This window comes from Roseomonas alba (genome assembly GCF_019430885.1).
In the GTDB taxonomy this organism is placed as follows: Bacteria; Pseudomonadota; Alphaproteobacteria; order Acetobacterales; family Acetobacteraceae; genus Neoroseomonas; species Neoroseomonas alba.
Genome location: NZ_JAHYBZ010000005.1, coordinates 42,247 through 67,951, shown reverse-complemented (window position 1 = coordinate 67,951; position 25,705 = coordinate 42,247). Strand labels below are relative to the sequence as shown.

Sequence of the window (25,705 nt, the reverse complement as noted above, 5' to 3'; positions counted from 1 at the left end):
GCGCTACGCCGGCAGGGCGTCCCAGCCCTGCCGGCTGCGCCAGTCCATCGGCAGATTGCCGAAGCGCGACAGCTTCAGCTGCGACAGATCGGCAAAGTCGCAGAAGCCCTGCAGCACAAGCTGCGCCAGCGCACGCCCGGTCGCCGGCGACAGGCCGAAGCCGACCGAGGACATGCTCGCCACCACGACATTGCCTGGGTCTTCCAGGCGGTCGAGGATCGGCCGCCCATCCGGCGTGTTCTCGACGATGCCGCCCCAGGATCGGATGACGCGCACATGCCCCAGGCGCGGGAACATCTCGTTCAGCCGCCGCGCCAGGCCGGCGATGATGGGGGTATTCACTGGGCGCGGCGTTGCCTCGCCATCCAGGTCGATCCATTCATGCGGCCCGCCGCCATAGGCGAGGTTTCCGCGCAGCGTCTGCCGCCCGTACAGCCCGTTGCCATCCACGCCGCCAAACGCGATGGGCGGCAGCGGTTCGGTGACGATCATCTCGACCCGCGCAGGCGCCATCGGCACGCGATGGCCGAGCGGTTCCGCCAGCGCCGCCGTATGCGGCCCCGCAGCGATCACCACCGCGTCGCAGCCGATCTCCCCGGCGCTGGTCTCGACCGCGACGGCACGGCCACCCTGCACGCGGATGCCGCGCACCGCCGTGTGCTGCAGGATGCGCCCGCCATGGCGTTCCACCGCCCAGGCATAGGCCTGGCTGGTACGCTGCGGGTTCGCGTGGCCCCCATATTTCCAATGGATGCCGCCGATCGCGTTGTCACCGACCCAGGGCACCAGTTCTCGCAATTCCGCGCGATCGAGCGCCACGGCCTCGAATCCCTGGTCGGTCGCGAGCGTTGTCGACTTCCACATCCGGTCGAGCTGGCCCTCATCCAACGCGACCTTCAGCCGATGGCCGCGCCATTCCGTCGGGTGGCCGAGCAACTCGTCCATCATCGGCCAGAGCCGCTGCTCCTCGCGGAACAGCGGGGAATAGGGATGGGTGCAGCCGCCGCCGTTGCGCCCGCTCGCCTCCCAGCCGACGATGCCTTTCTCGACCACCGTGACGGGATGGCCCTCACGCGCCAGCCAGAAGGCGGTGGACAGGCCGGTGACGCCGCCGCCGACGATGACGATCACTTCACCACATCCTCTCCGCTGAGCCGGCCGCCGATGAATTCGGGATTCTCGGGCACCGGCTCCCAATGCGGCAGCCATTGCGCGGCGATGCCGAACCAGCCGGTCCAGTTGGCGCGCAGCGCGGGGTCCTCTTCCAACGCGGCGAGCACCGACAGCGGCAACGGCCGCAACGGCGCGCGATAGGAGGCGAGCGGCGCAGGACGATCGCGCGACAGCAGCGCATGCACGCTCTCCCGGCAGCGGCGGCCCTGGCAGGGTCCCATACCGGCACGCGTCAGGCGCTTCACCTGGTCCTGGTTCAGCGTGCCGAGCGCCGCCAGTCCCGCCTCCGGCCCCGCTGCTTCGAGGTAGCGTGGCGGGCGCAGCGCACGCAGGTCGCCGGCGGTGACCTCCTCACAGGCGCAGACCAACGCATGGTCCTCGGCCAGGGCCAGGCGCAACCAGGCGTCGCGGGCAGCCGGCGCTGTGCCGGCGGCATCACCGACGACCGTGACAGGCCCCTGCCCGGCAGGAACGAAGCTGCCCCGCGCCGTATCCCAGGCGATGGCGCAGCCGAGCAGTTCCGGCAGATCCACCATCGGCACGGTGTCCACCGCCATCACCACCGTATCGCAGGCGATGTCGCGCCAGGTCGCGCCGTCCTGCCAGGCCAGGCCGGTCACCTCCTCGCGTCCTGCGATGCACAGGGGTGTCGGCGCGGCGAGGCGCAGCACAACCTCCAGCCCCGCCGCGCGTGCCGACGTGACGACGCCTTCGGCCAGCGCGTCGCTACCCAGCACGGCGATGCGCCGCCCGGAGAAGGCGCCATAAAGCCGCAGCAGCGCATCGAAGCCCCGCGCGCCCATGACGCCCGGCAGCGTCCAGCCGGGGAATGGCAGCACCACGTCGCGCGCGCCGATCGCCAGCGTCACGCGGTCACAGGCGACAAGCCAGGCCGCCTCCCGATCCGCGAGACCGATGACGGGCGTCGGAAAGACATGGCTCGCCGCGGCCTTGACGAAGCCGCCCCAGGCCGCGGTGCCGAGCGCGACCTCGACGCCGTCCTCCATCGCCGCGATCAGGTCGGGACGCGCGGCGACGACGCGCTCCTCCATCCGCGCGGCATTGCCGATGGCGGCGTCGAAACGCGCGCCGAACAGGTAGGGGATATCGAGGCCGAACAGCCCCGGATCGAGCGGATGCTCGTCCACCAGCAGCGTCTTCGCGCCGGATGCGGCGGCGGCGCGGGCGGCGGCGATGCCCGCCTCTCCCGCCCCGATCACCAGATGGTCGAACCGCCCGCGCAGCGGGAAGGTCTTGCCGGCGATCGAGGTCGGGTCTGCGCTCACCATTTCGACAGGATAAGCGCGCCGGCGGCGCGGTTCATACCGTCAATCGTGCAGAATCCGCGCGAGAATCGTGGCGACGCGCGCCTCGGCGGCCGCGCGCAGCGGGTGGGCGCCGTCCACCACCACACGCCGCCCGCGCACCAACACCGTGCGGATTGGCGAGCACCCGGCGGCGAAGACCGTCGCGTCGAGCCAGCGATCCTCCGCCCGCGCGGCGAGCGCCGGATGCGCGGGGTCGAGCAGCACGAGATCCGCCCAGGCGCCGGGCACCAGCCCCCCCGGCCCGCCCCCGAGGGCCTGGCTGCCGCCGGCCAGCGCCGCCTGCCACAGCGTCCGCGCCGTGCTGGCGCCGCGCGGCGCCAGCACGTTGCGCCGGCGCTCGATCAGGCGCTGCACGTATTCCAGCACGCGCAGCTCCTCGGGCGCGGAGATCAGGATGTTCGAATCCGTGCCCACGCCGAAGCGGCCGCCAGAGTCGCGGAACCGCAGAGCGGGGAAGATGCCGTCGCCGAGATTGCTCTCGGTCACCGGACACAGCCCAACCACGGCGCCGGATGCGGCAACCGTCTGCAATTCCTCGTCGGTGCCATGGGTCGCGTGGATCAGGCACCAGCGCGGGGACAGGCCGACCGCCTCCGCCAGGGCCGCGATGGGGGGCATGCCAAGGATGGCACGGCTCGCCTCGACCTCCTTCACCTGTTCGGAGACGTGGATGTGCAGGGGTTCGTCCGGCGCGGCGAGGGTCATCACGTCGCGGATCTCGTCATAGGTCGCCGCCCGCAGAGAATGCGGCGCGATGCCGAGCACCGATCCCGGCAGGCCGGCAATGGCGCGGCGGCTCCCGCCGATCAGCGCCGCATAGCCGTCGCGATCGGACAGGAAGCGCCGCTGCCCCGGTAGGGGAGCCCCGCCACCCACCTCGCCATGCGCGTAGAAGCAGGGCAGCAGCGTGAGGTTGATGCCGGTCGCCGTCGCTGCCGCGGCGATGCGCATCGCCATCTCGGCCATGTCGGCATAGGGGCGACCATCCGGGTCGTGGTGCAGGTAGTGGAACTCGCCGACGCGGGTGAAGCCGGATTCCAGCATCTCGGCATAGGCAAGGGTAGCGATCGCCTCGACGTCGTCGGGGGTCAGGCGGGCGAGGAAGCGATACATCACCTCGCGCCAGGTCCAGAAGGAATCCTCGGCGGCGCCGGCGTGTTCCGACAGGCCCGCCATGCCGCGCTGGAAGGCGTGGGAATGCAGGTTCGGCAGGCCGGGCACGGCGATGCCCGTCTCTCGCGGCAACGCCGCATCGCGCGTGTCGGGGCGCAGTTCGAGGATGCGGCCCTCCGCATCGGTGACGAGAAGCACGTCCTGCGCCCAGCCTTCAGGCAGCAATGCGTGGGAGAGGATCAGACTGGGCATGGGGATTCCGTTTGGACAGCGGCACATGCTTGCACCTCTCGGGCGCGCCGTGAAACACTCCGCGCCAAGAACAGGAGAGGCAATATGATGAGGCGGATCGCAGCCCTCGCCGCGCTTGGCGCGGCCGTGACCTTTGGCGCGATGGCGCCTGCGCAGGCGCAGCAGACGACCTTGCGCGTCGGCATCGCATCGGCTGATGCCGGGGTGCTCGACCCGCACCTGAACTCATCGACGCCCGGTCGTGGCTTCCTGCAATGGATCTTCAACGGCCTGGTCCGCATCAAGCCGGGCGAGCTTTCGCCCGAGTTCATGGAAGCGGATCTCGCGGAACGCTGGGAGAGTTCCGCTGACGGGAAAACCTGGACGTTCCATCTGCGCCAGGGCGTGCAGTGCCATGGCGGGTTCGGCGAATTCACCGCCGAGGATGCGGTCTTCTCGCTGAACCGCGCGGCAACGCGCGACACCTCTTCCTTCTCCTCGGACTACGTTGCCTTCGACCGCGTGGAGGCTGTGGACCGCTATACCGTCCGCATCACACTGAAGGAGAACATCCCGAGCCTGCTCGGCGCCGTGATGAACTACGCGGGCGGGTTCCAGGTCTGCAAGGCGGCGGTCGAGCAGTTGGGCAATGAGGGCTTCCGCCGGCGCCCGATCGGCACCGGCCCCTTCGCCTTCGCCGAATACGTGCCGCAGCAATATGGACGCCTGGTCGCAAACGACCAGTATTTCCGCGGCAAGCCGCAGATCCGGGAGGTAATGTACCGCTTCATACCCTCGGATGCGGCGCGCGACCTCGCCTTCCAGGCCGGCGAGCTTGACATGATCTATGGCCGCCAGGACCAGACCTGGTTCACGCGGACGCAGCAGCTTCCGAATGTGCGCGTCATCGCCATGCAACCGGCGGAGATGTCGGTCATCCATCTGAACATGACCATGCCGCCGCTGGATGACATCCGGGTGCGGCAGGCCATCGCCCACGCCATCAACCGCGATCAGATCGTGCAGCTCCGCGGCCCGAACACCTCGGTCACCGCGCTGTCCGTCGTGCCGCGCGGCTATCTGGGGCATAATCCCAACGCGCCGCTGCTGCCGCCCGATATCGCGCGCGCCCGCGCCCTGCTGGCCGAGGCCGGCCACCCCAACGGCATCACCATCCGTGCCATCCACACCACCCTGCCGGGGATGATGAGCGTGATGGAAGGCATCCAGGCGCAGCTCCGCCGCGCGGGCATCACGCTCGAGATCACGCCGGTCGAGCACGCCACCTTCCATCAGCAGATCCGGCAGAATCTCAGCCAGGTGGTGCATTTCCAGGCGGCACGGTTCCCGGTGGCGGATGTTTATCTGACGCAGTTCTTCCATTCGCGCTCGATCGTCGGCACGCCGACGGCGGTGACCAACTTTTCTCATTGCCGTGTCGCGGATGCCGAGATCGACGCGGCACGCGGCGAGACCGACCGCGACCGCGCCATCGCCCTGTGGCGCACTGCCCAGGACAAGATCGTGCGGGAGGTCTGCGCCGTGCCGGTCTACGAGCAGATGCAGCTCTGGGCCTATCGGACCAATCTCGACCTCGGCTACGAGCTGAAGGCGTCGCTGAACCTGGCGCCGCCGCTGCTCGAGACGACGCGCTTCACGCGGTGACCGCGACGGCATGACCGCCTTCGTCGTCAGGCGGCTCGGCTTCGCGGTCATCACGCTCTGGGCCGTGCTGACGCTGGTCTTCTTCATCGTAAGGGTCGTGCCGGGCGATCCGGCCCAGGTGGTGCTGGGGGACCAGGCGACGGCCGATGCGATCGCGGCGATGCGGGTGCGGCTCGGGCTCGATCGGCCGCTCGCCGTGCAGTATTTCGAGTTCCTATGGGGCGCGCTGCGCGGGGATTGGGGCACCTCCCTGGTCACGGGCCGGCCCGTGCTGCTGGAAGTGACCGAGGTCCTGCCCTGGACCATCGAGCTGACCCTCGCCGCGCTGCTGATCGGCGCGGTGATCGGCATTCCGCTCGGCGTCTGGGCGGCAGTGAATCGCAACCGGATCCCGGACTACGTGACCCGTCTGGCCTCCCTGCTGGGGCTTTCCTTCCCAGCCTTCGTGTCGGGCATCCTGTTGCTGATCGTCTTTTCCATTCAGTTGCGATGGTTCCCGGTGATCTCTGCGCAGTCGGACAGCGTCTGGGCGTGGCTGCGATCGCTGGCCCTGCCAGCCTTCAATCTAGGCCTGATCATGGCGGCCTACATCACCCGCGTGGCGCGATCCGCCATGCTGGAGGTGCTGTCCGAGGATTTCGTGCGAACCGCCCGCGCGAAGGGCGTGCCCTGGCGCGCGGTGGTCTGGCGGCACGCGCTGCGCAACGCGCTGATCCCGGTCATCACCATTGTCGGGCTCTATCTCGGCGTGCTGATCGGCAATTCGGTGCTGACGGAGATCGTCTTCAACCGTCCCGGTCTCGGCAAGCTGATCGTGGGCGCGCTGAACCAGCGCGACTACACCATGCTGCAGGGCATGATGGTGATCTATACGCTGGTGGTGATCGTGGTGAACCTGCTCACCGACTTGGCCTATGGCGCGGCCGATCCGCGGGTGAAGCTGAAATGAGCGCGACCACGGCCCTGGGCGCGACGATCCGTGCGTTCAACGCGAACAAGACCTCCTGGTTCGGCCTTGGCGTCTTTCTGCTGGTGGTGGCGCTGGCGATCCTCGCCCCCTGGATCGCACCGCACGACCCGATCGAGCAGGACATCTTCGCCAAGCTCGAACCGCCCTCCGCCCTGCATCCGCTCGGCACGGACTATTTCGGGCGCGACATCCTCTCGCGGCTGCTCTACGGGGCCCGGTATTCGCTCGTCATCGGCATCGCTTCGACGCTGGCCGCGATGCTGATCGGGTCGACGATCGGCATCCTGGCCGGCTGGCATGGCGGGCGTTTCGACATCATCGTCATGCAGGCAATGGACGTCATGCTGGCCTTCCCGGCGTTGATCCTGGGGCTGATCATCGTCGCCGTGCTGGGGCCTACGCTGACCAACATCGTCATCGCCATCGCCTTCACCTCCATTCCCGCTTTCGCACGTATCGCCCGGGCGCCGACGATTTCGGTGAAGGAGCGCGAATACATCGAGGCCTGCCGGTCGCTGGGGTATTCCGACACGCGCATCATGTTCGTGCACATCCTGCCGAACATATTCGCCGAGATCCTGGTGATGTCCTCGCTCTGGCTCGCCAGCGCGATCCGGACGGAAGCCTCGCTCGCCTTCATCGGCCTCGGGCTGAAGCCACCGACGCCAACCTGGGGCGGGATGATCCGGGAAGGATTCGAGAACATCCTCGACAGCTATTGGCTCGCGCTTTCGCCTGGCGTCGCGATCCTTGTCGTGGTCTTCGCGCTGAACCTGCTGGGCGACGGGCTGCGCGACGCCGTCGATCCCAAGCTGAAGGGCGAGCAATGATCCCGCCCGTCCTGTCGGTCCAGGGGTTGAACGTCGCCTTCCGCTCGGAGGGCACCTGGCGGCGCGTGGTGGAGGACCTGTCCTTCGACATCGGCCCGCGTGAGACGCTCGCCATCGTCGGCGAATCCGGATCGGGCAAGAGCGTCACCGCCCTGTCCATCATGCGCCTGCTGCCGGCGGTGAATGCGCGCGTGGAGGGTCGCATCACGCTGGAAGGCCGCGATCTTCTCGCCCTACCCGAAGCGCGGATGCGGGAGGTCCGCGGTAACGACATCGCGATGATCTTCCAGGAGCCGATGACGAGCCTGAATCCGGTGCTCACCGTCGGCTTCCAGGTCGCCGAGGCGCTGGTCTATCACCGCGGCCTGGATCGCCGCGCGGCCGAAGCCGAGGCCCTGCGCCTGTTCGAGCGCGTGCGCATCCCGGCGGCCGCATCCCGCTTCCACGAATATCCGCATCGCTTCTCGGGCGGCATGCGCCAGCGCGTGATGATCGCGATGGCGCTGGCCTGCCGACCCAAGCTGCTGATCGCGGACGAACCGACCACCGCCCTCGACGTCACCATCCAGGCGCAGATCCTCGAACTGGTGAAGATGCTGCAGGAGGAAGAGGGCATGTCCGTCCTCTTCATCACGCACGACATGGGCGTGGTGGCGGAGATCGCGGATCGCACCCTGGTCATGTTCAAGGGCCAGGCCGTGGAACAGGGCGCGACAGAGAAGATCTTCCACGCTCCGCGCGCCCCCTATACCCGCGCGTTGCTTGCCGCCGTGCCGCAGCTCGGTTCGATGACCGGCCATGCGCGGCCGATGCGCTTCCCCACAGTGGACATCATGACGGGCGGCAGCGATGAGCCGGCGGAGGTACCGGACACGGTCGCCGCCGCCGAACGCCCCCTGCTCGAGGTCGCGAACCTCGTCACGCGCTTCGACATCCGCAGTGGCGTGCTGTCGCGCGTGACGGGCCGCGTGCATGCGGTGGAGGATGTGTCCTTCACCCTGCAATCGGGCGAGACCCTCGCGCTGGTCGGGGAATCCGGCTGCGGCAAGTCGACGACAGGGCGGTCCATCCTACGTCTGGTGCCGCCAAGCGCCGGTCATATCCTGTTCGAAGGCACGGACGTTGCCTCGCTGGACAAGGCGGCGCTGCGGGCGATGCGGCGGCGGATGCAGATGGTCTTCCAGGACCCCTTCGCCAGTCTGAATCCTCGCCGGACCGTCGGCGCGGCGCTGGCGGAACCCATCATCGTGCATGGTATGGCGGGCAAGGCCGAGGCGCAGGAGCGCGTCGCGAGCTTGCTGCGCAAGGTCGGGCTTCAGCCGGAGATGGCGTCGCGCTACCCGCACGAATTTTCCGGCGGGCAGCGCCAGCGTCTGTGCATCGCGCGGGCGCTCGCTCTCGAACCGCGGCTGATCGTGGCGGATGAGGCGGTCTCGGCGCTCGATGTCTCGATCAAGGCACAGGTGCTGAACCTGATGCTGGACCTACAGGCGGAGCTCGGCCTGGCTTATCTCTTCATCTCGCACGACATTGCGGTGGTGGAGCGCGTCAGCCATCGCATTGCCGTGATGTATATGGGCGAGATCGTCGAGATCGGTCCGCGCGCCGCGATCTTCGAATCCCCCCAGCATTCCTACACGAAGCGTCTGATGGCGGCGGTGCCGGTGCCGGACCCGGCACGGCGGGCCATCCGCCGCGGCCTGTCCAGCGACGAGATCCGCAGCCCCGTGCGGGCCCCGGACTTCACGCCGCCGCCTCGCCGCTACCGGGAAGTTTCACCGGGCCATGTCGTGCAGGTTGAGGATTCCGTCGGCGCGGGGTAGGTCCCTGCCATTCCTTGCATTGCAATGGCCCATCCCCGCCTACATGTGATCCAGGGAGGCTGGCGACACCTTCCTCACTCGGCGCAGAACGATGAGCGCCGCGCGTTTCACGCCCCAGTGCCACAAGCCTTTCAACACGCTCGGTAGTCCATGGACGACAAAGATCGCGTATTCGCCCGCTTCCAGGAGAACAAGCCCGCATCACCGGAACGGCGCGAGACGCTGACGATCCCGCGCCGAGCCGGCGCGCCCGGCAGCCGGGTCGTGGAAGTGGTGCATCTGCGACCAAGCGCCGCGCCCGCCGGAAAGGACCGGCCGCGTCGTGTCGATCTGCAGGTCCGCGCCGCGTCCTGGGATGACGGCTTCCCGGCCAAGTCGGCCGCTCCTTTGCCCCTGCCCACGCCCGTCGAGGCCGCGCCGGTCGAGGCGGCGAAGCCGGCGATGCACGTGATGCCGATGTGGGAGCCGATGCCGGCCGAGGCTGTCGCGACAGCCCCGCCCCCCGCCGTCGAGACCGTTACGGCCGGGGCGAAACGCCCGCGTGGTGCGGGCGGCCCGAAGGCGCCCAAGCCGACCCGGCACGTCGCGGATCCCTTCGATGACAATGACAACGGCGCGAACTGCATGCGGTGCGGCTATGCGATCGAACCGGTGCGGGAAGCCCGCGGCCTGATGACTTGTGCCGCATGCGGGTAGGGCTTCGGGGTCGTCGTCAGGCCGTCGCGGCGCGCTGAACCCGCGGCAGGGCCCGCACGCCGCGGTTGCGCCATATGGCCAGCGCCTCGGCGTCGGCGCGATCGGGCGGGACGGCGCCGATCGCCAGCAATCCCAGGGCGATTGTCGCCAGCACCGCGGCCTGCGCGGAGCCCTCCGCCTCGCCGGTCCAGACGGCCTGCAACGCCTCGGCCGGCCGGCCCGCGCCGGGAAGCAGCGCGGGCAGCTCAAGCTCCGACCGGCCTGCGGCGGATAGGAGATGCGCCATCATCGGCTTGGACGGGTTGCGCTCGGCCTCGCCGCCGCCGCCCTTCACGACCAGCAGCCGATGCCGTCCCAGCAGTTCCGAGGCGCCGAGATGCACGGCGATGTAGGGCGGATGGAAGACGCCATCCACCGAGGCCGGCGCATCGAAGGGATTCAGCAGCCTTGCCACGGTATTGATCGGCGATCGCAGACCCAGCAGGGCCCGCAGCATCAGCAGTCGGTCGAGGCCAGCATCCATCGCGGCCAGGGGCAGATAGGCGAACCCCGTCGTCGCGATCAGCGCCGCGGCGTCGTCGCGGTCCCGCGCCGCGCGCAGGCCAAGCTGGGGCAGCGCATGGGCCACCGGCACACCCGCGGTGAACGCGTTCGAACCGTGCATCGCCACCCGGAAGCCGGCGCGCGCCAGAGCCAGGGCCGCCAGCAGGAACCAGGGCTCGCCGCGCGTGCGGCCGGCGCCGTAACTTGGCCAGTCCAGGTCGACGCGCGGGCCGGGGCCGCAACCCGCGACCTCGCGCGCGGCATCCACCAGGCCGGCGATCTCGTGAATGTCCTCGCCGCGGTAGCGCAGCAGCAACAGGAAGGCGCCGATCTGGTGCGGATCCGCTGCCCCGGTCAGGACCATGCGGAGCGCGTCCCCCGCTTCCTCCCGCGTCAGGGCGCGCGATCGGCCGGGGCCGCGGCCGAGGGTGCGCAGATAGGGGGCGAAGGGATGCTCGGGACCTTCGGCGTCGGCATCGCTGTTGCTCATGTCCCGATTTGTCGGAACCGGACCGCGCCATGGCAAGTTCGGAGATGGATGCCGATGGCGAAGAAGGCCGATCTGGCGCCGCCGCCGCCAAATCCCGCGCCAGGGCGCGCACACTTCGCCAGCATTTGCTTATAAATTACCCAATCGCGTATCAGTCGAGCAATTCAGACAAAATATCTTGCGCCGCATCATGCCTTTGCCTAAGGATCGGGCTGTCGCTTCTCGCCGAGTGAGGATCGATACCGGGCCGGAGGCAACGACGTCTCCCGCCAGGCCGGCACCAGTCGCAACCGGCAAGCCAATGGCGGCTTGCACTCGCGTCGCGTTCGCCCTGCATCCGGGATGAATCCCGGCCCTGCTGCCGTCCGGCGCCCGATGGCTGTGACCCCATGATCGCTACCAATCTCTCCTGCTGCGCATGGCGCATGCCGGTCAGCCTCGCTGGCCCGCACCACCGGTCCTCCCGGCGCTGAGGCCCCTGCCATGAACATGATCTCCGCGCCGCGCCGTCGGCTCGTCGTCGTGGGCAACGGCATGGCCGGCATGCGCACGATCAGCGAATTGCTCGCCCGTGCGCCGCACCGCTACGACATCACCGTCTTCGGCGCCGAGCCGCATCCGAACTACGACCGCATCGCGCTGTCCTCGGTGCTGGCCGGCGAGAAGACGCTCGAGCAGATCGTCATCAACCCGCTCGGCTGGTACGCCGAGAACGGCATTCGCCTGATCGCCGGCGATCCGGTGGTGGCGATCGACCGCGCGGCGCGTACCGTGACCAGCGCCTCGGGCGCGGTGGTGAGTTACGACAAGCTGCTGCTGTCGACCGGATCGAAGCCGCTGGTGCCGCCCCTGCCGGGACTGAAGCTGCCCGGCGTCTGCACCTTCCGCGACATCGCCGACGTCAACCAGATGATGGCGGCGAGCCAGACCCAGCGCCGCGCCGTGGTGATCGGCGGCGGGCTGCTCGGCCTGGAAGCCGCCTGGGGCCTGAAGCGCCGCGGCATGGAGGTGGCGGTCGTCCACCTGATGCCGACGCTGATGGAGCGCCAGCTCGACGCCACCGCCGGCCAGATGCTGCAGCGTGATCTGGACGAGCGCGGGATCAATTTCTTCACGAACGGCCAGACCGAGCAGATCCTCGGCACCGACCGCGTCGAGGGCGTGCGCCTGGCCGATGGCCGCGAGGTGCCGGGCGACATCGTCGTCGTCGCCATCGGCATCCGCCCGAACATCGATCTGGCGCGCGACGCGGGCCTCGAGGTGAACCGCGGCATCATGGTCGATGACGATCTCTCGACCCTGACCGACAAGGACGTCTTCTCGGTCGGCGAATGCATCGAGCATCGCGGCCAGGTCTTCGGCCTGGTCGCGCCGATCTGGGAACAGGCCAGGACCTGCGCCGCGACGCTCGCCGGCGACGAGACCGCGACCTATGTCACCCCCGCGCTGTCCACGCGTCTCAAGATCACCGGCATCGACGTCTTCTCCGCCGGCGTGCTCGCCGCGGCGGCGGAGGAAGACGAGGAGGTGGTGCTGCAGGACCGCAAGCGCGGCACCTATCGCAAGCTGGTGCTGCGCGACGACCGCCTGATCGGCGCCGTGATGTATGGCGAGGTCTCCGACGGCGCCTGGTATTTCCGCCTGATCCGCGAGGGTGCGGATATCGGCGCCATGCGCGACCGCCTGATCATGGGCGAGGCAATGGCCGCCGGTGGCGGTGCCAAGGTCGACCCCAAGGCGGCACTCGCCGCCCTGCCCGACAGCGCGGAGATCTGCGGCTGCAATGGCGTCTGCAAGGGGAAGATCGTCGACACCATCCGCGAGAAGGGCCTGACCACCCTGGATGGCGTCCGCGCCCACACCAAGGCCAGCGCTTCCTGCGGATCCTGCACCCCGCAGGTCGAGGGACTGCTCGCGCTGACCGCCGGCGTCGCGGCCGCGACCGGCCCCAAGCCGATGTGCAAATGCACCACCCACGGCCATGACTTCGTGCGCAAGGCGATCGTCACGGACGGCCTCAAGACCATCCCCGAGGTGATGAACCGCCTCGGCTGGTCGAAGCCCGATGGCTGCGCCTCCTGCCGTCCGGCGCTGAACTACTACCTGCTCTGCGCCTGGCCTGGCGAATACGTGGACGACGCGCAGTCGCGCTTCGTCAATGAGCGCAACCATGCCAACATCCAGAAGGACGGCACCTACTCCGTCGTGCCGCGCATGTGGGGTGGCCTGACCACGCCGGGTGAATTGCGCGCCATCGCCGATGTCGCCGACAAGTTCCAGGTCCGCGAGGTGAAGGTCACCGGCGGCCAGCGCATCGACCTGTTCGGCGTGAAGCGGGAGGACCTGCCCGCGGTCTGGGCCGACCTCAACGCCGCCGGCATGGTCTCCGGCCACGCCTATGCCAAGGGCCTGCGCACGGTGAAGACCTGTGTCGGTTCCACCTGGTGCCGCTTCGGCACCCAGGACAGCACCGGCATGGGCGTGAAGCTGGAGCGCATGACCTGGGGCTCCTGGCACCCGCACAAGGTCAAGCTCGCCGTCTCCGGCTGCCCGCGCAACTGCGCCGAGGCGACCATCAAGGATTTCGGCGTGGTCGCGGTCGACAGCGGCTGGGAACTGCATATCGGCGGCAATGGCGGCATCCATGTCCGCGCCACCGACCTGCTGTGCAAAGTGACGACCGAAGAGGAGGTCCTCGAATATTGCGGCGCCTTCCTGCAGCTGTATCGGGAGGAAGCTCACTACCTCGAACGCACCGCTCCCTGGGTGGAGCGCGTCGGCGTCGCGTACGTGAAGTCCCGCGTGGTCGAGGATACGGATAACCGCCGCGCCCTGCACGAACGCTTCCTCTTCTCGCAGACCTTCGCGCAGGTCGATCCCTGGGCGAAGGAAGCCTCCAACGCCGCCTTCAAGACCCTCGAGCCGGTGGAGTGACCACCATGGAAGGCACCCTCTCCTGGACCTTCGTCGCGCGGCTCGCGGATGTTCCGCGCCTGGGCAGCCGCGTGGTCAGGACCGAGCGCGGCGATGTCGCCATCTTCCGCACCGCGGATGACAGCGTCTTCGCCCTCGACGACCGCTGCCCGCACAAGGGCGGTCCGCTCTCGCAGGGCATCGTGCATGGCCATGCCGTGACATGCCCGCTGCACAACTGGGTCATCGACCTCGCTTCCGGCGAGGCGCAGGCGCCCGATATCGGCTGCGTGAAGCGCACCCCGGTGCACCTCGATGGCGACCGCATCCTGCTGGGGGTGGTGTCGTGACCGGCCGCGCTTACCTGGTGGGCGCCGGCCCCGGCGATGTCGAGCTGCTGACGCTCAAGGCCGCGCGGCTGATCGCCGCTGCCGATGTCGTGCTCTACGACAAGCTGGTGGGGCCCGGGATCCTCGCCCTCGCCCGTCCCGGCGCGCGCATGCTGGATGTCGGCAAGCGCTGCGGGCGGCATTCGATGCATCAGGCGGCGATCAACCGGCTGATCTGCACCCATGCCCGTGCCGGGCGGATGGTGGTGCGTCTCAAGGGCGGCGATCCCTTTGTCTTCGGCCGTGGCGGGGAGGAGCTGGAAAGCCTGCGCGAAGCCGGTGTGCCGGTCGAGGTGGTGCCCGGCATCACCACGGCACTCGCCGTCGGCGCGCAGCTCCAGGTGCCGCTGACCCATCGCGGCGTCGCGCGCAGCCTGCATCTGCTGACCGCCCATACGCGGGACGAGACCCTGCCCGACCATGATTGGGCCGCGCTCGCCCGCAGCGGCACGCTCGCCATCTACATGGGCGCGCGGACCCTGCCTGCCCTGTCGGCGCGGCTGCTGGCCGCCGGCATGTGCCCGCGCACGCCGGCGATCGCGGTGCAATCCGCAACCCTGCCGGAGGAACGCCGCATCCCCGGGACCCTTGCCGACATCGCCGCCCGCGTCGCTGCCGAAAGCGGCGATGGCCCCACCATGGTGCTGATCGGCGAGGTCGCCGCCATGGCGGCCACGCAGGCCGCATCTGCCTTTGCCGTCGCGGCCTGATGCCGCGACGGAACCGACACCCAGCACGCATCCCCGACAGCAGAAAGGAGTTCCCGAATGGCGTATGTGGCTCCCCAGGAATTCGTCTCGAAGATGATCGAGGCGGGTGAATCCAAGGTCTTCATGTCCACCCGCGACACGCTGATCCGCGCCTATATGGCCGGCGCGATCCTCGCGCTCGCCGCGGCCTTCGCGGTCACCGTCACCGTGCAGACCGGCCAGCCGCTGGTCGGCGCCATGCTGTTCCCGGTGGGCTTCTGCCTGCTGTATCTGATGGGCTTCGACCTGCTGACCGGCGTCTTCACCCTGGTGCCGCTGGCGCTGCTCGACAAGCGCCCGGGCGTGACCTTCGGCGGCATGCTGCGCAACTGGGGCCTGGTCTTCATCGGCAATTTCGCCGGTGCACTGACCACTGCGGTGATGATGGCGATCATCTTCACCTATGCCTGGACCGAGGCGCCCAACGCCGTCGGCGAACGCCTTGGCGCGATCGGCGAGAGCCGCACCGTCGGCTATGCCGCTCATGGCGCGGCGGGCATGCTGACCCTGTTCATCCGCGGCGTGCTGTGCAACTGGATGGTCTCGACCGGCGTGGTCGCGGCGATGATGTCGACCTCGGTCACCGGCAAGGTGGTCGCCATGTGGATGCCGATCATGGTGTTCTTCTACATGGGCTTCGAGCATTCCATCGTGAACATGTTCCTCTTCCCCTCGGGGCTGATGCTCGGCGGGCATTTCACCTTCGTCGACTACATGCTGTGGAACGAGATTCCGACCATCGTCGGCAATGTCGTGGGCGGCCTGACCTTCGTCGGCCTGACGCTCTATTCCACCCATGCTCGCACCGCGCCGAAGCGCCGCGTGCCCGGCGTGACCGTGCCAGCGGAGTGAGCCGCACCACAGACCGGACACCCCTCGCCGCAACCGGCGGCGAGGACGGACTGCGCGTATCGCTCGGCGGCTTCTCCTCGGCCGGACGCAAGCCCGTGAATCAGGATTTCCACGGTGTCCTGGTTCCGGAGGCGCCGCTGTTGCACACCAAGGGCATTGCCGCGGCGATCGCCGACGGCATCAGCTCGAGCAGCGTTTCCCACATCGCGAGCGAATCCGCGGTCGCGGCCTTTCTCAGCGATTACTACAGCACGCCGGAAAGCTGGGGCGTGAAGACGTCGGCGCGGCGGGTGATCGCCGCGACGAATGCCTGGCTGCACGCGCAGACGCGCGGGCGCGATCACGGGGGCGATGCCGAGTGCGGCTATGTCTGCACGCTGAGCGTGCTGGTGCTGAAGGCCGCGACCGCCCACATCTTCCATGTCGGCGACACGCGCATTGCGCGCCTGTCCGGCGCGGCCCTCGAACCGCTGACCGAGGATCACCGCGTCGCCGTGTCGGCCCGCAGCGTCTATCTTGGCCGTGCGCTCGGTGTGTCGCGGGCGGTGGAGATCGACTACCGCACCCTGGCGATCGCCCCCGGCGACCTGTTCCTGCTCACGACCGATGGGGTGCATGAGCATGTGGCGCCAAGCGCCATGGCCGCGATCCTGGCCGAGGCGGGCGACGATCTGGACGGCACGGCGCGCCGGTTGGTGGAGGCCGCACTGGCCCAGGGCAGCCCGGACAATCTGACGGCGCAGATCCTGCGTGTGGATCGGGCTCCGGCCGGCGACGCCGCGGCCGCCATCACGCGGTCGGACGATGTGCCGCTGCCACCGCCCCTGCCGCCCGGCACCGTCCTGGACGGCTACCGCATCCTGCGGTCGCTGCATGAGAGCAGCCGGTCCCATGTTCACCTGGCAGAGGATCAGGTGACTGGTGAACGGGTTGCGGTGAAGGTGCCGTCGACGGAAGGACGCGGCGACCCCGCCGGCCCGCGCCGGCTGATGCTGGAGGAATGGATCGCGCGACGCGTGGACAGCCCGCATGTCCTGCGCCCGCCCGGCGCGCAGCATGCGCGGACAGCGCTCTATGCCGCGACCGCCTACGTCGCGGGCCAGTCCCTGGCACAATGGATGCGCGACAACCCGCGGCCGCCGCTCGAGGCCGTGCGCGACATCGTCACGCAGATCGGTCGCGGCCTGCAGGCTCTGCACAGGCGGGAAATCCTTCACCGTGACCTGCGCCCCGAGAACATCCTGCTGGACGGGAACGGCACCGCCATCATCATCGACTTCGGCGCCGCGCAGGTCGCGGGGCTCGATGAGGTGGGCGGGGAGGTCGTGCCGGGCGAGATGCAATACGCCGCGCCGGAGTACTTCCTGGGCGAGCCGGGAACGGAGCGGTCCGACCTCTTCTCGCTCGGCGTCATCACCTATCAGATGCTGACGGGGCGACTGCCCTATGCGGCGGAGATCCCGCGCGCCCGCAGCGCCGCCGCGCAGGCCCGGCTGCGCCCCGTGCCGGCGCGCCTGCTGCGCGACGACCTGCCGGCCTGGGTGGACGGCGCCATCGCGAAGGCCATGCAGATCGACCCGGAGCAGCGGCACGACGTGCTGTCAGAGTTCCTGCACGATCTGCGACATCCGAATCCCGCCTTCGACAGGCGGCCGCGCCCGCTGCTGGAGCGCAACCCCGTGCGGTTCTGGCAGGCCGTCAGCTTCATCCTCGCCGTCGCGCTGCTGATCCTTGCGGCGATGACCGCGCGCTGAGCCGGGCCGGAAGCGCGACGAGGCGGACCTCCCCGGAAATTGTGGCGTTCCGCACAGTGGCGACGTGGCGTCGGCGGCCCGGCGCATTTCTGTGCGGATTGGCACCGATTCTGCCGGCCCGCGCACGCATCCTCCTCCTGTCGCTTCGGCGAATGGTCGCCGGGCGGGACAGGAGAACTCCCATGACGAACATGAAGCATGTGGTGCATTCCGTGGCTCTCGTGAGTGCGCTCATCGGTGGTCCGGTCCTCGCGCAGGATCGCGTCGCCATTGTCACCGGCAGCGGCGAAGGCGCAGAGGTCACCTATGTCTCCCCCAACGATCCGCGTGCGCGCAGCGCGGCCGGCCTCATCGCGCAGGACAAGGCGCCGCTCGTCGCGACCTGGATCGGCCAGGGGGAGGGCAGCGAGGTCATGTACATGGAGCAGACCTCCTCCCGATTCGACCTGCCGCAGAGCGCCTTCGCCCTGACGCCGCAGGTCCGCACGACCCGCACGGCGACCTTCGTCGGCTCGGGCGAAAGCGCCGAGGTGGTCTACACCGAGACCCCGATCGCCGGGGGCCGGTGATTGCGGTGACCTGGCCTTGATCAGCGGCAACCAGCATGCCGTGCCCGGCCGGCAACCCGGCCGGGCACGTCAGAGACCCGCCTCCGCTTCCAGCTCCGCCTCAAGGGCGCGGCGCAGGATCTCCGGCTGCCGGATGACGATGGCGCCGCGCTCCTTCGCGATCGTGCCTTGCCGCACGAGGTCGGCGAGTTCGCGCGACACTGCCTCCCGCCGCGCACCGATCCGCGCGGCCAGGACATGCTGGCGGGGTGGCGGGCTTACCACGCGCTCCTCCGACGGCCCCGCATCGGCGGACCGCGCAAGGCGTGGGCGGGACAGGCGCAGCAGCTCCGCATGGACCCGCAATCGGACCGGCAGGGTCTCGCGTTCCAGCAGGCGCTTCGATTGACGCCGCAGGATCGCCGTGACGGTGCGCAGCAGCGCGAGGCTGGCGGCCGGTGTGCTGCACGCACAATCGAGGAAGGCCGCGGCGGGCAATGCGCAGAGCTGCGAGCGGACCAGCGCCGTCGCGCCGGCGGAGCGCGGCGCGCCATCAATGGCCGCGATCTCCCCGAACACCCCGCCCGCGTTGATGTCGCTCAGGATCAGTTCGCGGCCGGCGGGCGTGCGCACCTGGATGCGCACCACGCCTTCCACGACGAACCAGACGTCGCGCGAGGCATCGTCGAGATTCAGGATCATTCCGCCAGGGCCATAGCTCCGCCACATCGCAGCGGCCGCAGCCCGCTCCAGGGCGTCTGGCGCCGCATCGCGCAGGATGGGCATGCGCCGGAGGCGTTCGAGCCGTGACGCTCCAGGACCATCCCCGGGCGTGGAAGCCTTCGGTGTGGCGACCGGGGGATCGCGTTCGCCCTGCATCTGCGGCACCTCGGCACGGAGGCGCAATCATGCGCCGCGCCGCCTGGTGCTTCAATGCCGCAGAGCGGGCCGTATCCTATCGTGGCTCCCATTCCTCCCGGGCCCGCCCGAACCATCCATTGTGGTAGATCGGATGCCCGGCGACCTGCCCGACCTCGTTGTTCGGGACGTTCTGGGTGTCCAGGACCGGCGTGCCGCGAATGAGCGGACAGCGCATCAGCAGTGGAAATGCAGTCCCCGCGACACGGCGCCCGGCCGTGGTGTCGCTCGGGTAGTGGACGCCGAGCACCTCGCGCAGCTTCGCGATCCGCTCCGCCAACAGCATGTAGGGGCTCGTGGCGAGACCGGTCCCCACCGCGGTCGGCACCACCTGTTCCAGGCAGCGCGCGATCAGGAAGGATTGCAGCGAATGACCGCTGGGATAGGAGGAATGCCCCGGCGGATCGATCGGCGACATCACGCTCGGATCGAGCCGGTTCGGACGCGGCCGGTTGAACTGCCCCTTGTAGTGCATGCAGAGGAACTGCCCGACGCGCAGTGCCGCCGCGGCGAGGTGGTAGGTATAGGGATGCGTCGCGAGGTTGAACTGCAGAAGCCCACGGAAATAGCCGATGATGCCGTTGCGCTGCGCGAGCGCCTCCGCCATCACCCCGCCGCGATACTGCGCGAGGCGGCGCAGCTCATCCAGCTCGGCCGGCACGCCGCCATGCGCGGCGATGTCGTTCGCCATGTCGTTCGACGCCATCAGCCGCGCCCATGCGTCGCGGTTCTGGGCGTCCTTCAGCTGGACGAATTCCGCCAGCACCAGCAGTGAGGAATTGTCCGGCGTGAAATCCGCCAGCCGCCGGGCTATGCCGCCCGGGGCGGTGGGCCAGGCACCCGGTAGCGATCCGATCGGCGGCGGCCAGGGCACATTCGGCGGCCGCGGCGGCCAGCGATGCGAGCGATAGTCCACCTCGTTCGCGCGCCGCACGAATTCGGGTGCGAGTCCCAAGGGGCGGAACACCGCCTGTCGCGGACCGCCGCCGAGCGTGTCGAGCCCTTCCACTCCATCCACGCCGTCGACTCCGTCAACGCCATCCATCGGGCCGAAGGCCATTGCCTGAGCCATGCCACAACTCCTCCCGAACAGCTCGCCGCCGGCTGGCGGCGACGCGTCACTCCGGCAGCCCGGCGGCGCGCAGATGGGCAAGGAAGCCCTCGCGCAGGGCGGGGTCGCGGAACGGCATGCGCCTGCTGACGTAGAGCGCAAGCGAGAAGTCCGGCTGCAGCGCGCGGAAGCGCGCGCCGACCTGCCGGGCTTCCTCGATCCTGCCGGTGGCGGCGAGCGACGCCGCCAGCACCATCAGCGTCGCCCCATGCATCGGGTTTTCCGATGCTGAACGCCGGATCGAGCGCACGGCCTCGACATGGTCGCCGCTCGCATATTGCGCGATGGCGAGGAACATGAGTTGCGCGTAGCGCATCGGATCGCGCGGCGACAGGCGAAGCCCCCGCTCGGCATGCCGCACCGCCTGGGGGCCGCGACCGAGATAGCTCAGCGTGCCGCTCGACAGCGTCCAGGCCAGCGCATGGTTCGGACAGGCTGCCAGGGCTTCCTCGAAGCACTCCATCGCCGCGTCGCAATCATGCAGCAGGAAGGCCTTGAGATGCCCGAGCGTCGCCAGGGCCAGCGCGTTCGATCGGTCGAGCGCCGCCGCGCGCGTGGCGAGGTCAAGCGCCTGCGCCGAATCCGTCGCCACATCGCTCGACCAGCCGCGGCCGATGCGCACGCTGTGCCAGCGCGCCGCCCAGGCGAAGGGCGATGCGAAGCCCGGCTCCTCCTCCATCGCCTCGGCAAGGTGGCGGCGCGCGCCGTCGAAGGTGTCGCGGTCGGCGCTGGCGATGACATGCAGCGCGCGGAGCATGCGGTCATAGGCCGTTTGGCTCTCCGGTCGCTTGCGCATCGCCCGTTGCAGTTCCGCCGTGCGCACCTGCGGGGCGAGGCCGGCGACGACCTGGCGCACGATCTCATCCTGCACCTCGAAGATGTCGCTGCGCGGGGCGCGCAGGCGTTCGCCCCACAGCGTCGCGCCGCTGCGCGTGTCGCAGAGCTGCATCGCGATGCCGTAGCCACCGTCCGGCATCCGGGTGATCCGGCCGAACAGCACATAGCCGACGCCGAGCGCCCGCCCCGCCTCGCGCGGGTCGGCCAGGCGGCCGCGGAACATGGCGGAGGAGGCGGTGGAGACGACGAAGAGCTCATGCAGCCCGGCGAGGGAGAGCGCGATGTCCTCGACGACGCCGTCGGCGAAATAGGCGCGATCGGGATCGCCGCCCTGTTCGAACAGCGGCAGCACGGCGATGGAGGGCAATCCGCCCGGCGGGTGCAGCGGCGTCGTCACCGGCACCAGGTCGGTCTCGATGGTGAAGAGATGCGCGCGCCGCTCGAATCCCTTGAGATCGACATAGCCGAGGTCGCGCAGTTCGAGATCCGGTGTCGCATCGCCCAGCGCCGCGCGCATTCTCTCCGACACCACGATGCCGCCGGGGGCGGCATGGGCCTGGAGCCGCGCGGCGAAATTCACCGCATCGCCGAAGATGTTCGCGCCGCTCTCATAGACCTCGCCTTCATGCAGGCCGATGCGCAGCGCGATCGGCACGGCATCGCCGCCATCGTCGCCTTCGAGCCTGGCGCGCACGCCGCGCTGGACCTGCCGCGCCCAGGACAGGGCATCGGGCGCGCGGGGAAATTCCGCGAGCACGCCATCGCCGGCGAGATCGACGATGCGCCCGCCATGCCGGGCGGTCTCCGGTTCGATCAAATCGTGCAGCACGGTCATCCAGCGGCGATAGGTACCGGCCTCGTCCGCTGCCATCAGCGTCGAGTATCCGACCACATCCGCGAAGGCGATCGCGGCACCACGCCGCCGGCCCTCGGTGGCGTCGCTTCTGCTCCGAACCAATGCCGTATCCTGCATCATGGCAGCAACACGCGCCGATGGCCGCGAGAATGCACGACGGGGATACGCCGCGCGACAGGATCATGGCGTCGCCATCGCGGCGATGCTACATATTTGATTGCGATGGCGATCCGTTATGGCGGAGGCGACGATGGCGGACCAGGACATGCCCCGGCTGATCTTGGTGGTGCCGCCCTGGGACACGCTGCTGCGCAGCTACGAAAGCTGGGATTTCGGCGCGGTGGAAACGCAGCTCAAAGCCCAGATCCGCCAGGGCCTCGAACGCGAGAATCTGCTGCTGCCGCATGCCACGGCGTTCCGGGTCGTGGCCCTGCCTTCGAACGTCCCGCCACCGGAGGGGATCGACATCGACCGTGACGCGCTGCGCAGCCGCCTGGTGTGCAGCCTGCAGATGACCGGCGAGGGCGAGGCGGCACGGGTCGCGGCCGAGCAGCTCAGGCAGAGCCTGGTGCCGGCCTTCGGGCGGGGGGCGAGCATCGGGGTCGACCTGGTCGTCGACGCGTCCGATGAGTCCCGGTCGCACTGGTGTCCGAGCGAATCACCCGATGGCCTGTTCGGCGACCGGGCCGCCGCATTGCGGGCGATGCACGCGGCACCGGACAGCATGCCAGTGCTGGGGCTGCCGGGCATGGAAGCGGTGCACCTCGTCATGGTGGATACCGGCCTGCCGGTCGCGATGCTGCCGCCGGCTGGCCTGAAGGGCTGGCCGGTGCTCGAGGATCCGGCGCATCCGCAGGGTCCGCTGCGTCAGCCCGGCATGCCGATCATCGGGCATGGCGCCATGGTCGCGCGGAATGCGCGCGCCATCGCGCCCGGGGTGCGGCTACTCGACTGCCCTGCCATTCCCGACGGGATCACGCAATTGCCGGTGTTCCTGGCTTCCGTCGTCGCCGCCTTTCATCAGATATGCGGGACGATCGCGGAATGGCAGAAGAAGGAGGAAGCGAGACTGCTGCCGCGGACGAGCTGGGTCATCTGCAATGCCTGGGGCGTCTTCGACCCCGAGCCGGAACTGCCTGGGCTCGGCTACGCGGACAATCCGGATCATCCGGTGGCGGCGGTCCTGCGGGATCTGGCCGCCCTCAGCGCCGATATCGTCTTCGCGGCCGGGAATTGCGGGCCGTTCTGTCCGAATTCCCGCTGCAACCCCGCCTATACGGGACCGGGTCGGAGCATCAACGGCGCGAACGCCTCTCCCGAAGTCCTGACGGTGGGCGCCGTGCGCACGGACGGGATCTGGCTCGGCTATTCGGGGCCAGGGCCGGGGATAGCAGGGCTGGCGCATGACAAGCCCGACCTGTCCGCGCCGAGCCAGTTCGAGGATGGCGAAGGCTTCACGCCGAACACTGGAACCTCGGCGGCCTGCGGGCTGGCCGCCGGCGCCGTGGCCCAGTTGCGGACCCGTTGGCCGAGCGCGGTGGTCGATCCCACGATGCTGAAGGAGACGCTTTGGCACACGGCCGGGCAGCCCGAGGGCCCCGCGGGCTGGCAGGAACGGACCGGCTACGGCGTGCTGAATCTGGCGAAGGCCGCGGACGCGATGCCCGACCTCTGAGCGTCACGCCCGCCGCACGATCGCGACCTTGCTGCGCAGGTGCCGCAGCAATTGCTGCGCGGCAGGCGACAGGCGGCGGCCCCGCCGGGTGACGAGGTGCGCCTCGCCGCCCTCGAGCAGCGGCGGCTCGGCCTCCAGCGCCAGGACCTTGCCTTCCTCGACCTCCCGCGCGGCGGCGAAGGCGGCGGTGATGATCACGCCGTTCCAGTGCTCGACGAAATGCAGCAGCGCGCGCGCCGAATTGGTCAGGAGCTGCGGCACCAGTCGCACGCGATCGCCATGCTCGGCCGAGAGCAGCACCTGGCGCACCCCATAGCTGCCCGGCAGCAGCCCGAGCCGGTGCTTCTTGAGATCCGCCAGGTTCACCCGCCGGCCGAGCTGTGCCAGCGGATGGCCCGGCCGTACGAAGATACGCATCGGATGTCGCCGCGCGGCGTGGGATTGCAGTTGCGCATCCGGCGGCGGGTTGAACATCAGCGCCATCTGGATGGTGTCGTCGAGAAGCTGCGCGACGAGCTGATCCGTGCTGCCCACCTGGAGATTCACATGGAGCTGCGGATGCGCATCCACGAAGCTGCGCAGCGGTTCGCCCATCACATGCCAGAGGAAGCCCTCGCCCAGGCCGACCGAGACCTGGCCGCGCCGCGCGCCCGTGATCTCCTGGAGCTGCGCGATGACGCCGTCGAGCCGCGCGCGCTGCTCGGCGAAATACTCGTCGAGCAGCGCGCCCGCCTCGGTCGGCCGCACGCCGCGCCCATGGCGTTCGAGCAGCGCCATGCCGAGCTCCCCCTCCATGCGCGCGATCTGCCGGCTGAGCGCGGAGGCGCTGACGCCGAGCCGTTCCGCTCCGCCGCGCACGGAGCCCGCGGCCACCGCCTGATGCAGGTAGAGCAATCGCCGCTGATCGAGCCCGGCGACGCGGCTGGCGAGCGAGAAGCGCTGCGTCTCGGACAGGGGCCGGCGCGGTGTGCTCGGCATGCATTGTCTCCATGGCGGGCCGCAGCGTTGCCAAAACGGCAACGCAGAAGTCCGGACCGTGGACAGGATAGGGCTGGCAATTCCCCACGCCCATGCTCGGATAAGGACGAATTCCGGGCCGCCGGGGACAAAGATCCCTGATTCGGCACGCAACGCCGTCGGTCAGCCACACGATCAAGAACGGAGAACCCCCAATGACGCATCCCCTGCGCATCGGCATCTGGGCCCTGGTGCATGGCAATCGCGCCGCGCTGCGCGATCCGCTGGAGCCCTATGACGCGTCCTGGCGGCGCAACCGGAACCTGATCGTCGAGGCGGAATCCCTCGGCTATGACTGCGTGCTGGTTGCGCAGCACACCATGAACCCGCACCGCCCGGATCTCGGGCAGCTCGAAGCCTGGACGGCGTCCGCCGCGCTGGCCGCCGAAACCCGGCGGATCGAGATCATCGCCGCCATCAAGCCCATGCTTTACCACCCGGTCGTGCTAGCCAAGATGGCCACGCAGATCGAGGAGATCAGCAACGGCCGCTTCGCCATCAACCTCGTCAACGCCTGGAACCGCAAGGAAATCGAGGATGCGGGCATGGTGTTCCGCGAGCATGACGAACGCTACGCCTACGGCACCGAATGGCTGTCCATCGTCGAACGCCTGATGCACGGCGAGACGGTGAACCACGAAGGCCGCTACTTCACCGTGAAGGACTACGTGCTGAGCCCCACCGGGCTGCATCGGCCGCGGCCGCGCATCTACCTGGGTGGCGAATCCCCGCCGGCGCGCGACCTGGCCGCGGCGCTCGCTGATGTCTGGTTCATCAACGGCCAGCCGCTCGAAAACGTGCAGGCGCTGATCGCCGATGTCCGCGCCCGCCCGCGCCAGGGCCCGCCGGTGCGCTTCGGCCTGTCCACCTTCGTCATCGCGCGCGAGACGGAAGCCGAGGCGCAGGAGGAATACCGCCGCCTGCTCGCGCTCGCGAAGGAGGATGCGGACATCAAGGCCTATGTGCGCGCCAACACCGACCCGTCGGTGCAGATGCGCAAGACCCAGGCGCGTTACGAGAGCGTCGGGACTAATGGCGGCACCTCGGGCGGCACGGTGGGCAGCTATGACCAGGTGGCCGAGCGCATCGCGCAGTTCCACGCCGCCGGCATCGACACGCTGCTGACCCAGTTCCAGCCCTTCGAGCCCGAGATGCGCCGCTTCGCGCAGCATGTGATGCCGCGCCTCGCCGCCCTCCGCGGCGAGCAGCCGCGCGCGGCCTGAC

The 25,705-nt window shown here is 69.3% G+C and carries 21 protein-coding genes; 13 read left to right on the top strand and 8 right to left on the bottom strand.

Annotation, left to right across the window (positions count from 1 at the left end; genetic code table 11):
• Positions 1–3: 3 nt before the first annotated feature.
• From KPL78_RS14935 to KPL78_RS14925, 3 genes are read right to left on the bottom strand one after another with little or no spacing between them, the layout of a single operon-like run.
• On the bottom strand, positions 4–1,131 hold the full coding sequence (locus tag KPL78_RS14935; protein ID WP_369412760.1) for an NAD(P)/FAD-dependent oxidoreductase: 1,128 nt from the start codon (positions 1,129–1,131) through the stop codon (positions 4–6).
• Positions 1,128–2,462, bottom strand: coding sequence for a (2Fe-2S)-binding protein (locus tag KPL78_RS14930; protein WP_219763778.1), 1,335 nt, complete (start codon positions 2,460–2,462; stop codon positions 1,128–1,130). The genes KPL78_RS14935 and KPL78_RS14930 overlap by 4 nt, the downstream gene beginning before the upstream one ends.
• A 39-nt stretch (positions 2,463–2,501) precedes the next feature.
• Positions 2,502–3,866, bottom strand: a complete 1,365-nt coding sequence (locus KPL78_RS14925; protein WP_219763777.1) for a formimidoylglutamate deiminase — start codon at positions 3,864–3,866, stop codon at positions 2,502–2,504.
• Between the two features lie 84 nt (positions 3,867–3,950).
• Between KPL78_RS14925 and KPL78_RS14920 the strand changes: the two genes are divergently transcribed.
• From KPL78_RS14920 to KPL78_RS14900, 5 genes are all read left to right on the top strand, one after another.
• A complete protein-coding gene (locus KPL78_RS14920) occupies positions 3,951–5,510 on the top strand; it encodes an ABC transporter substrate-binding protein (protein WP_255569031.1) in 1,560 nt (519 codons plus the stop codon).
• A 10-nt stretch (positions 5,511–5,520) separates the two neighbouring features.
• A complete protein-coding gene (locus KPL78_RS14915; RefSeq protein WP_219763776.1) occupies positions 5,521–6,459 on the top strand; it encodes an ABC transporter permease in 939 nt (312 codons plus the stop codon).
• Positions 6,456–7,310 carry an ABC transporter permease gene (locus tag KPL78_RS14910; RefSeq protein ID WP_219763775.1) on the top strand — a complete coding sequence of 285 codons (855 nt, stop codon included), beginning with the start codon at positions 6,456–6,458 and terminating at the stop codon, positions 7,308–7,310. The genes KPL78_RS14915 and KPL78_RS14910 overlap by 4 nt, the downstream gene beginning before the upstream one ends.
• Positions 7,307–9,133: an ABC transporter ATP-binding protein gene (locus KPL78_RS14905; RefSeq protein WP_219763774.1), complete on the top strand. Its 1,827-nt coding sequence runs from the start codon at positions 7,307–7,309 to the stop codon at positions 9,131–9,133. The genes KPL78_RS14910 and KPL78_RS14905 overlap by 4 nt, the downstream gene beginning before the upstream one ends.
• A gap of 150 nt (positions 9,134–9,283) precedes the next feature.
• Positions 9,284–9,829 carry a hypothetical protein gene (locus tag KPL78_RS14900; protein ID WP_219763773.1) on the top strand — a complete coding sequence of 182 codons (546 nt, stop codon included), beginning with the start codon at positions 9,284–9,286 and terminating at the stop codon, positions 9,827–9,829.
• A 16-nt stretch (positions 9,830–9,845) separates the two neighbouring features.
• Here KPL78_RS14900 and KPL78_RS14895 read toward each other — a convergent pair whose 3' ends face one another.
• The gene (locus tag KPL78_RS14895) at positions 9,846–10,862 is read right to left on the bottom strand and encodes a glycosyl transferase family protein (RefSeq protein WP_219763772.1); all 1,017 of its coding nucleotides are present in this window, start codon (positions 10,860–10,862) and stop codon (positions 9,846–9,848) included.
• 483 nt (positions 10,863–11,345) lie between these two features.
• Here KPL78_RS14895 and nirB point away from each other — a divergent pair, with 483 nt between their 5' ends.
• From nirB to KPL78_RS14865, 6 genes are all read left to right on the top strand, one after another.
• Positions 11,346–13,796, top strand: coding sequence for a nitrite reductase large subunit NirB (gene nirB / locus KPL78_RS14890; RefSeq protein WP_432761282.1), 2,451 nt, complete (start codon positions 11,346–11,348; stop codon positions 13,794–13,796).
• A 5-nt stretch (positions 13,797–13,801) separates the two neighbouring features.
• Positions 13,802–14,125: a nitrite reductase small subunit NirD gene (gene nirD / locus KPL78_RS14885; protein ID WP_219763771.1), complete on the top strand. Its 324-nt coding sequence runs from the start codon at positions 13,802–13,804 to the stop codon at positions 14,123–14,125.
• Complete coding sequence (cobA, locus tag KPL78_RS14880; protein WP_219763770.1) at positions 14,122–14,874, top strand: uroporphyrinogen-III C-methyltransferase; 753 nt, start codon at positions 14,122–14,124, stop codon at positions 14,872–14,874. Before nirD ends, cobA begins: the two co-directional genes overlap by 4 nt.
• Positions 14,875–14,931: 57 nt before the next feature.
• Entirely contained in the window at positions 14,932–15,765 is an 834-nt protein-coding gene (locus KPL78_RS14875; protein ID WP_219763769.1) for a formate/nitrite transporter family protein, read from the top strand.
• Positions 15,762–17,519, top strand: coding sequence for a bifunctional protein-serine/threonine kinase/phosphatase (locus KPL78_RS14870; RefSeq protein ID WP_369412759.1), 1,758 nt, complete (start codon positions 15,762–15,764; stop codon positions 17,517–17,519). Before KPL78_RS14875 ends, KPL78_RS14870 begins: the two co-directional genes overlap by 4 nt.
• A gap of 182 nt (positions 17,520–17,701) precedes the next feature.
• Positions 17,702–18,088, top strand: a complete 387-nt coding sequence (locus KPL78_RS14865) for a hypothetical protein (protein ID WP_219763768.1) — start codon at positions 17,702–17,704, stop codon at positions 18,086–18,088.
• Positions 18,089–18,157: 69 nt separating this feature from the next.
• Here the strand turns inward: KPL78_RS14865 and KPL78_RS14860 are convergent, their stop codons facing one another.
• The 3 genes from KPL78_RS14860 to KPL78_RS14850 all read right to left on the bottom strand — a co-directional run bounded on the left by KPL78_RS14860 (position 18,158) and on the right by KPL78_RS14850 (position 21,891).
• On the bottom strand, positions 18,158–18,853 hold the full coding sequence (locus KPL78_RS14860) for a Crp/Fnr family transcriptional regulator (protein WP_255569029.1): 696 nt from the start codon (positions 18,851–18,853) through the stop codon (positions 18,158–18,160).
• A gap of 169 nt (positions 18,854–19,022) precedes the next feature.
• The gene (locus tag KPL78_RS14855; RefSeq protein ID WP_219763767.1) at positions 19,023–20,057 is read right to left on the bottom strand and encodes a phosphatase PAP2 family protein; all 1,035 of its coding nucleotides are present in this window, start codon (positions 20,055–20,057) and stop codon (positions 19,023–19,025) included.
• Between the two features lie 46 nt (positions 20,058–20,103).
• Positions 20,104–21,891 (bottom strand): adenylate/guanylate cyclase domain-containing protein, encoded by a 1,788-nt coding sequence (locus KPL78_RS14850; RefSeq protein ID WP_219763766.1) that lies wholly within the window; start codon positions 21,889–21,891, stop codon positions 20,104–20,106.
• A gap of 163 nt (positions 21,892–22,054) precedes the next feature.
• On the opposite strand from KPL78_RS14850, the gene KPL78_RS14845 reads away from it, so the two are divergent.
• A complete protein-coding gene (locus KPL78_RS14845; RefSeq protein WP_219763765.1) occupies positions 22,055–23,464 on the top strand; it encodes a S8 family serine peptidase in 1,410 nt (469 codons plus the stop codon).
• Between the two features lie 3 nt (positions 23,465–23,467).
• On the opposite strand, the gene KPL78_RS14840 is transcribed toward KPL78_RS14845, so the two are convergent.
• Positions 23,468–24,442, bottom strand: a complete 975-nt coding sequence (locus tag KPL78_RS14840) for a LysR family transcriptional regulator (protein ID WP_219763764.1) — start codon at positions 24,440–24,442, stop codon at positions 23,468–23,470.
• A gap of 194 nt (positions 24,443–24,636) precedes the next feature.
• Between KPL78_RS14840 and KPL78_RS14835 the strand changes: the two genes are divergently transcribed.
• Complete coding sequence (locus tag KPL78_RS14835) at positions 24,637–25,704, top strand: LLM class flavin-dependent oxidoreductase (protein ID WP_219763763.1); 1,068 nt, start codon at positions 24,637–24,639, stop codon at positions 25,702–25,704.
• Position 25,705: the final 1 nt, after the last annotated feature.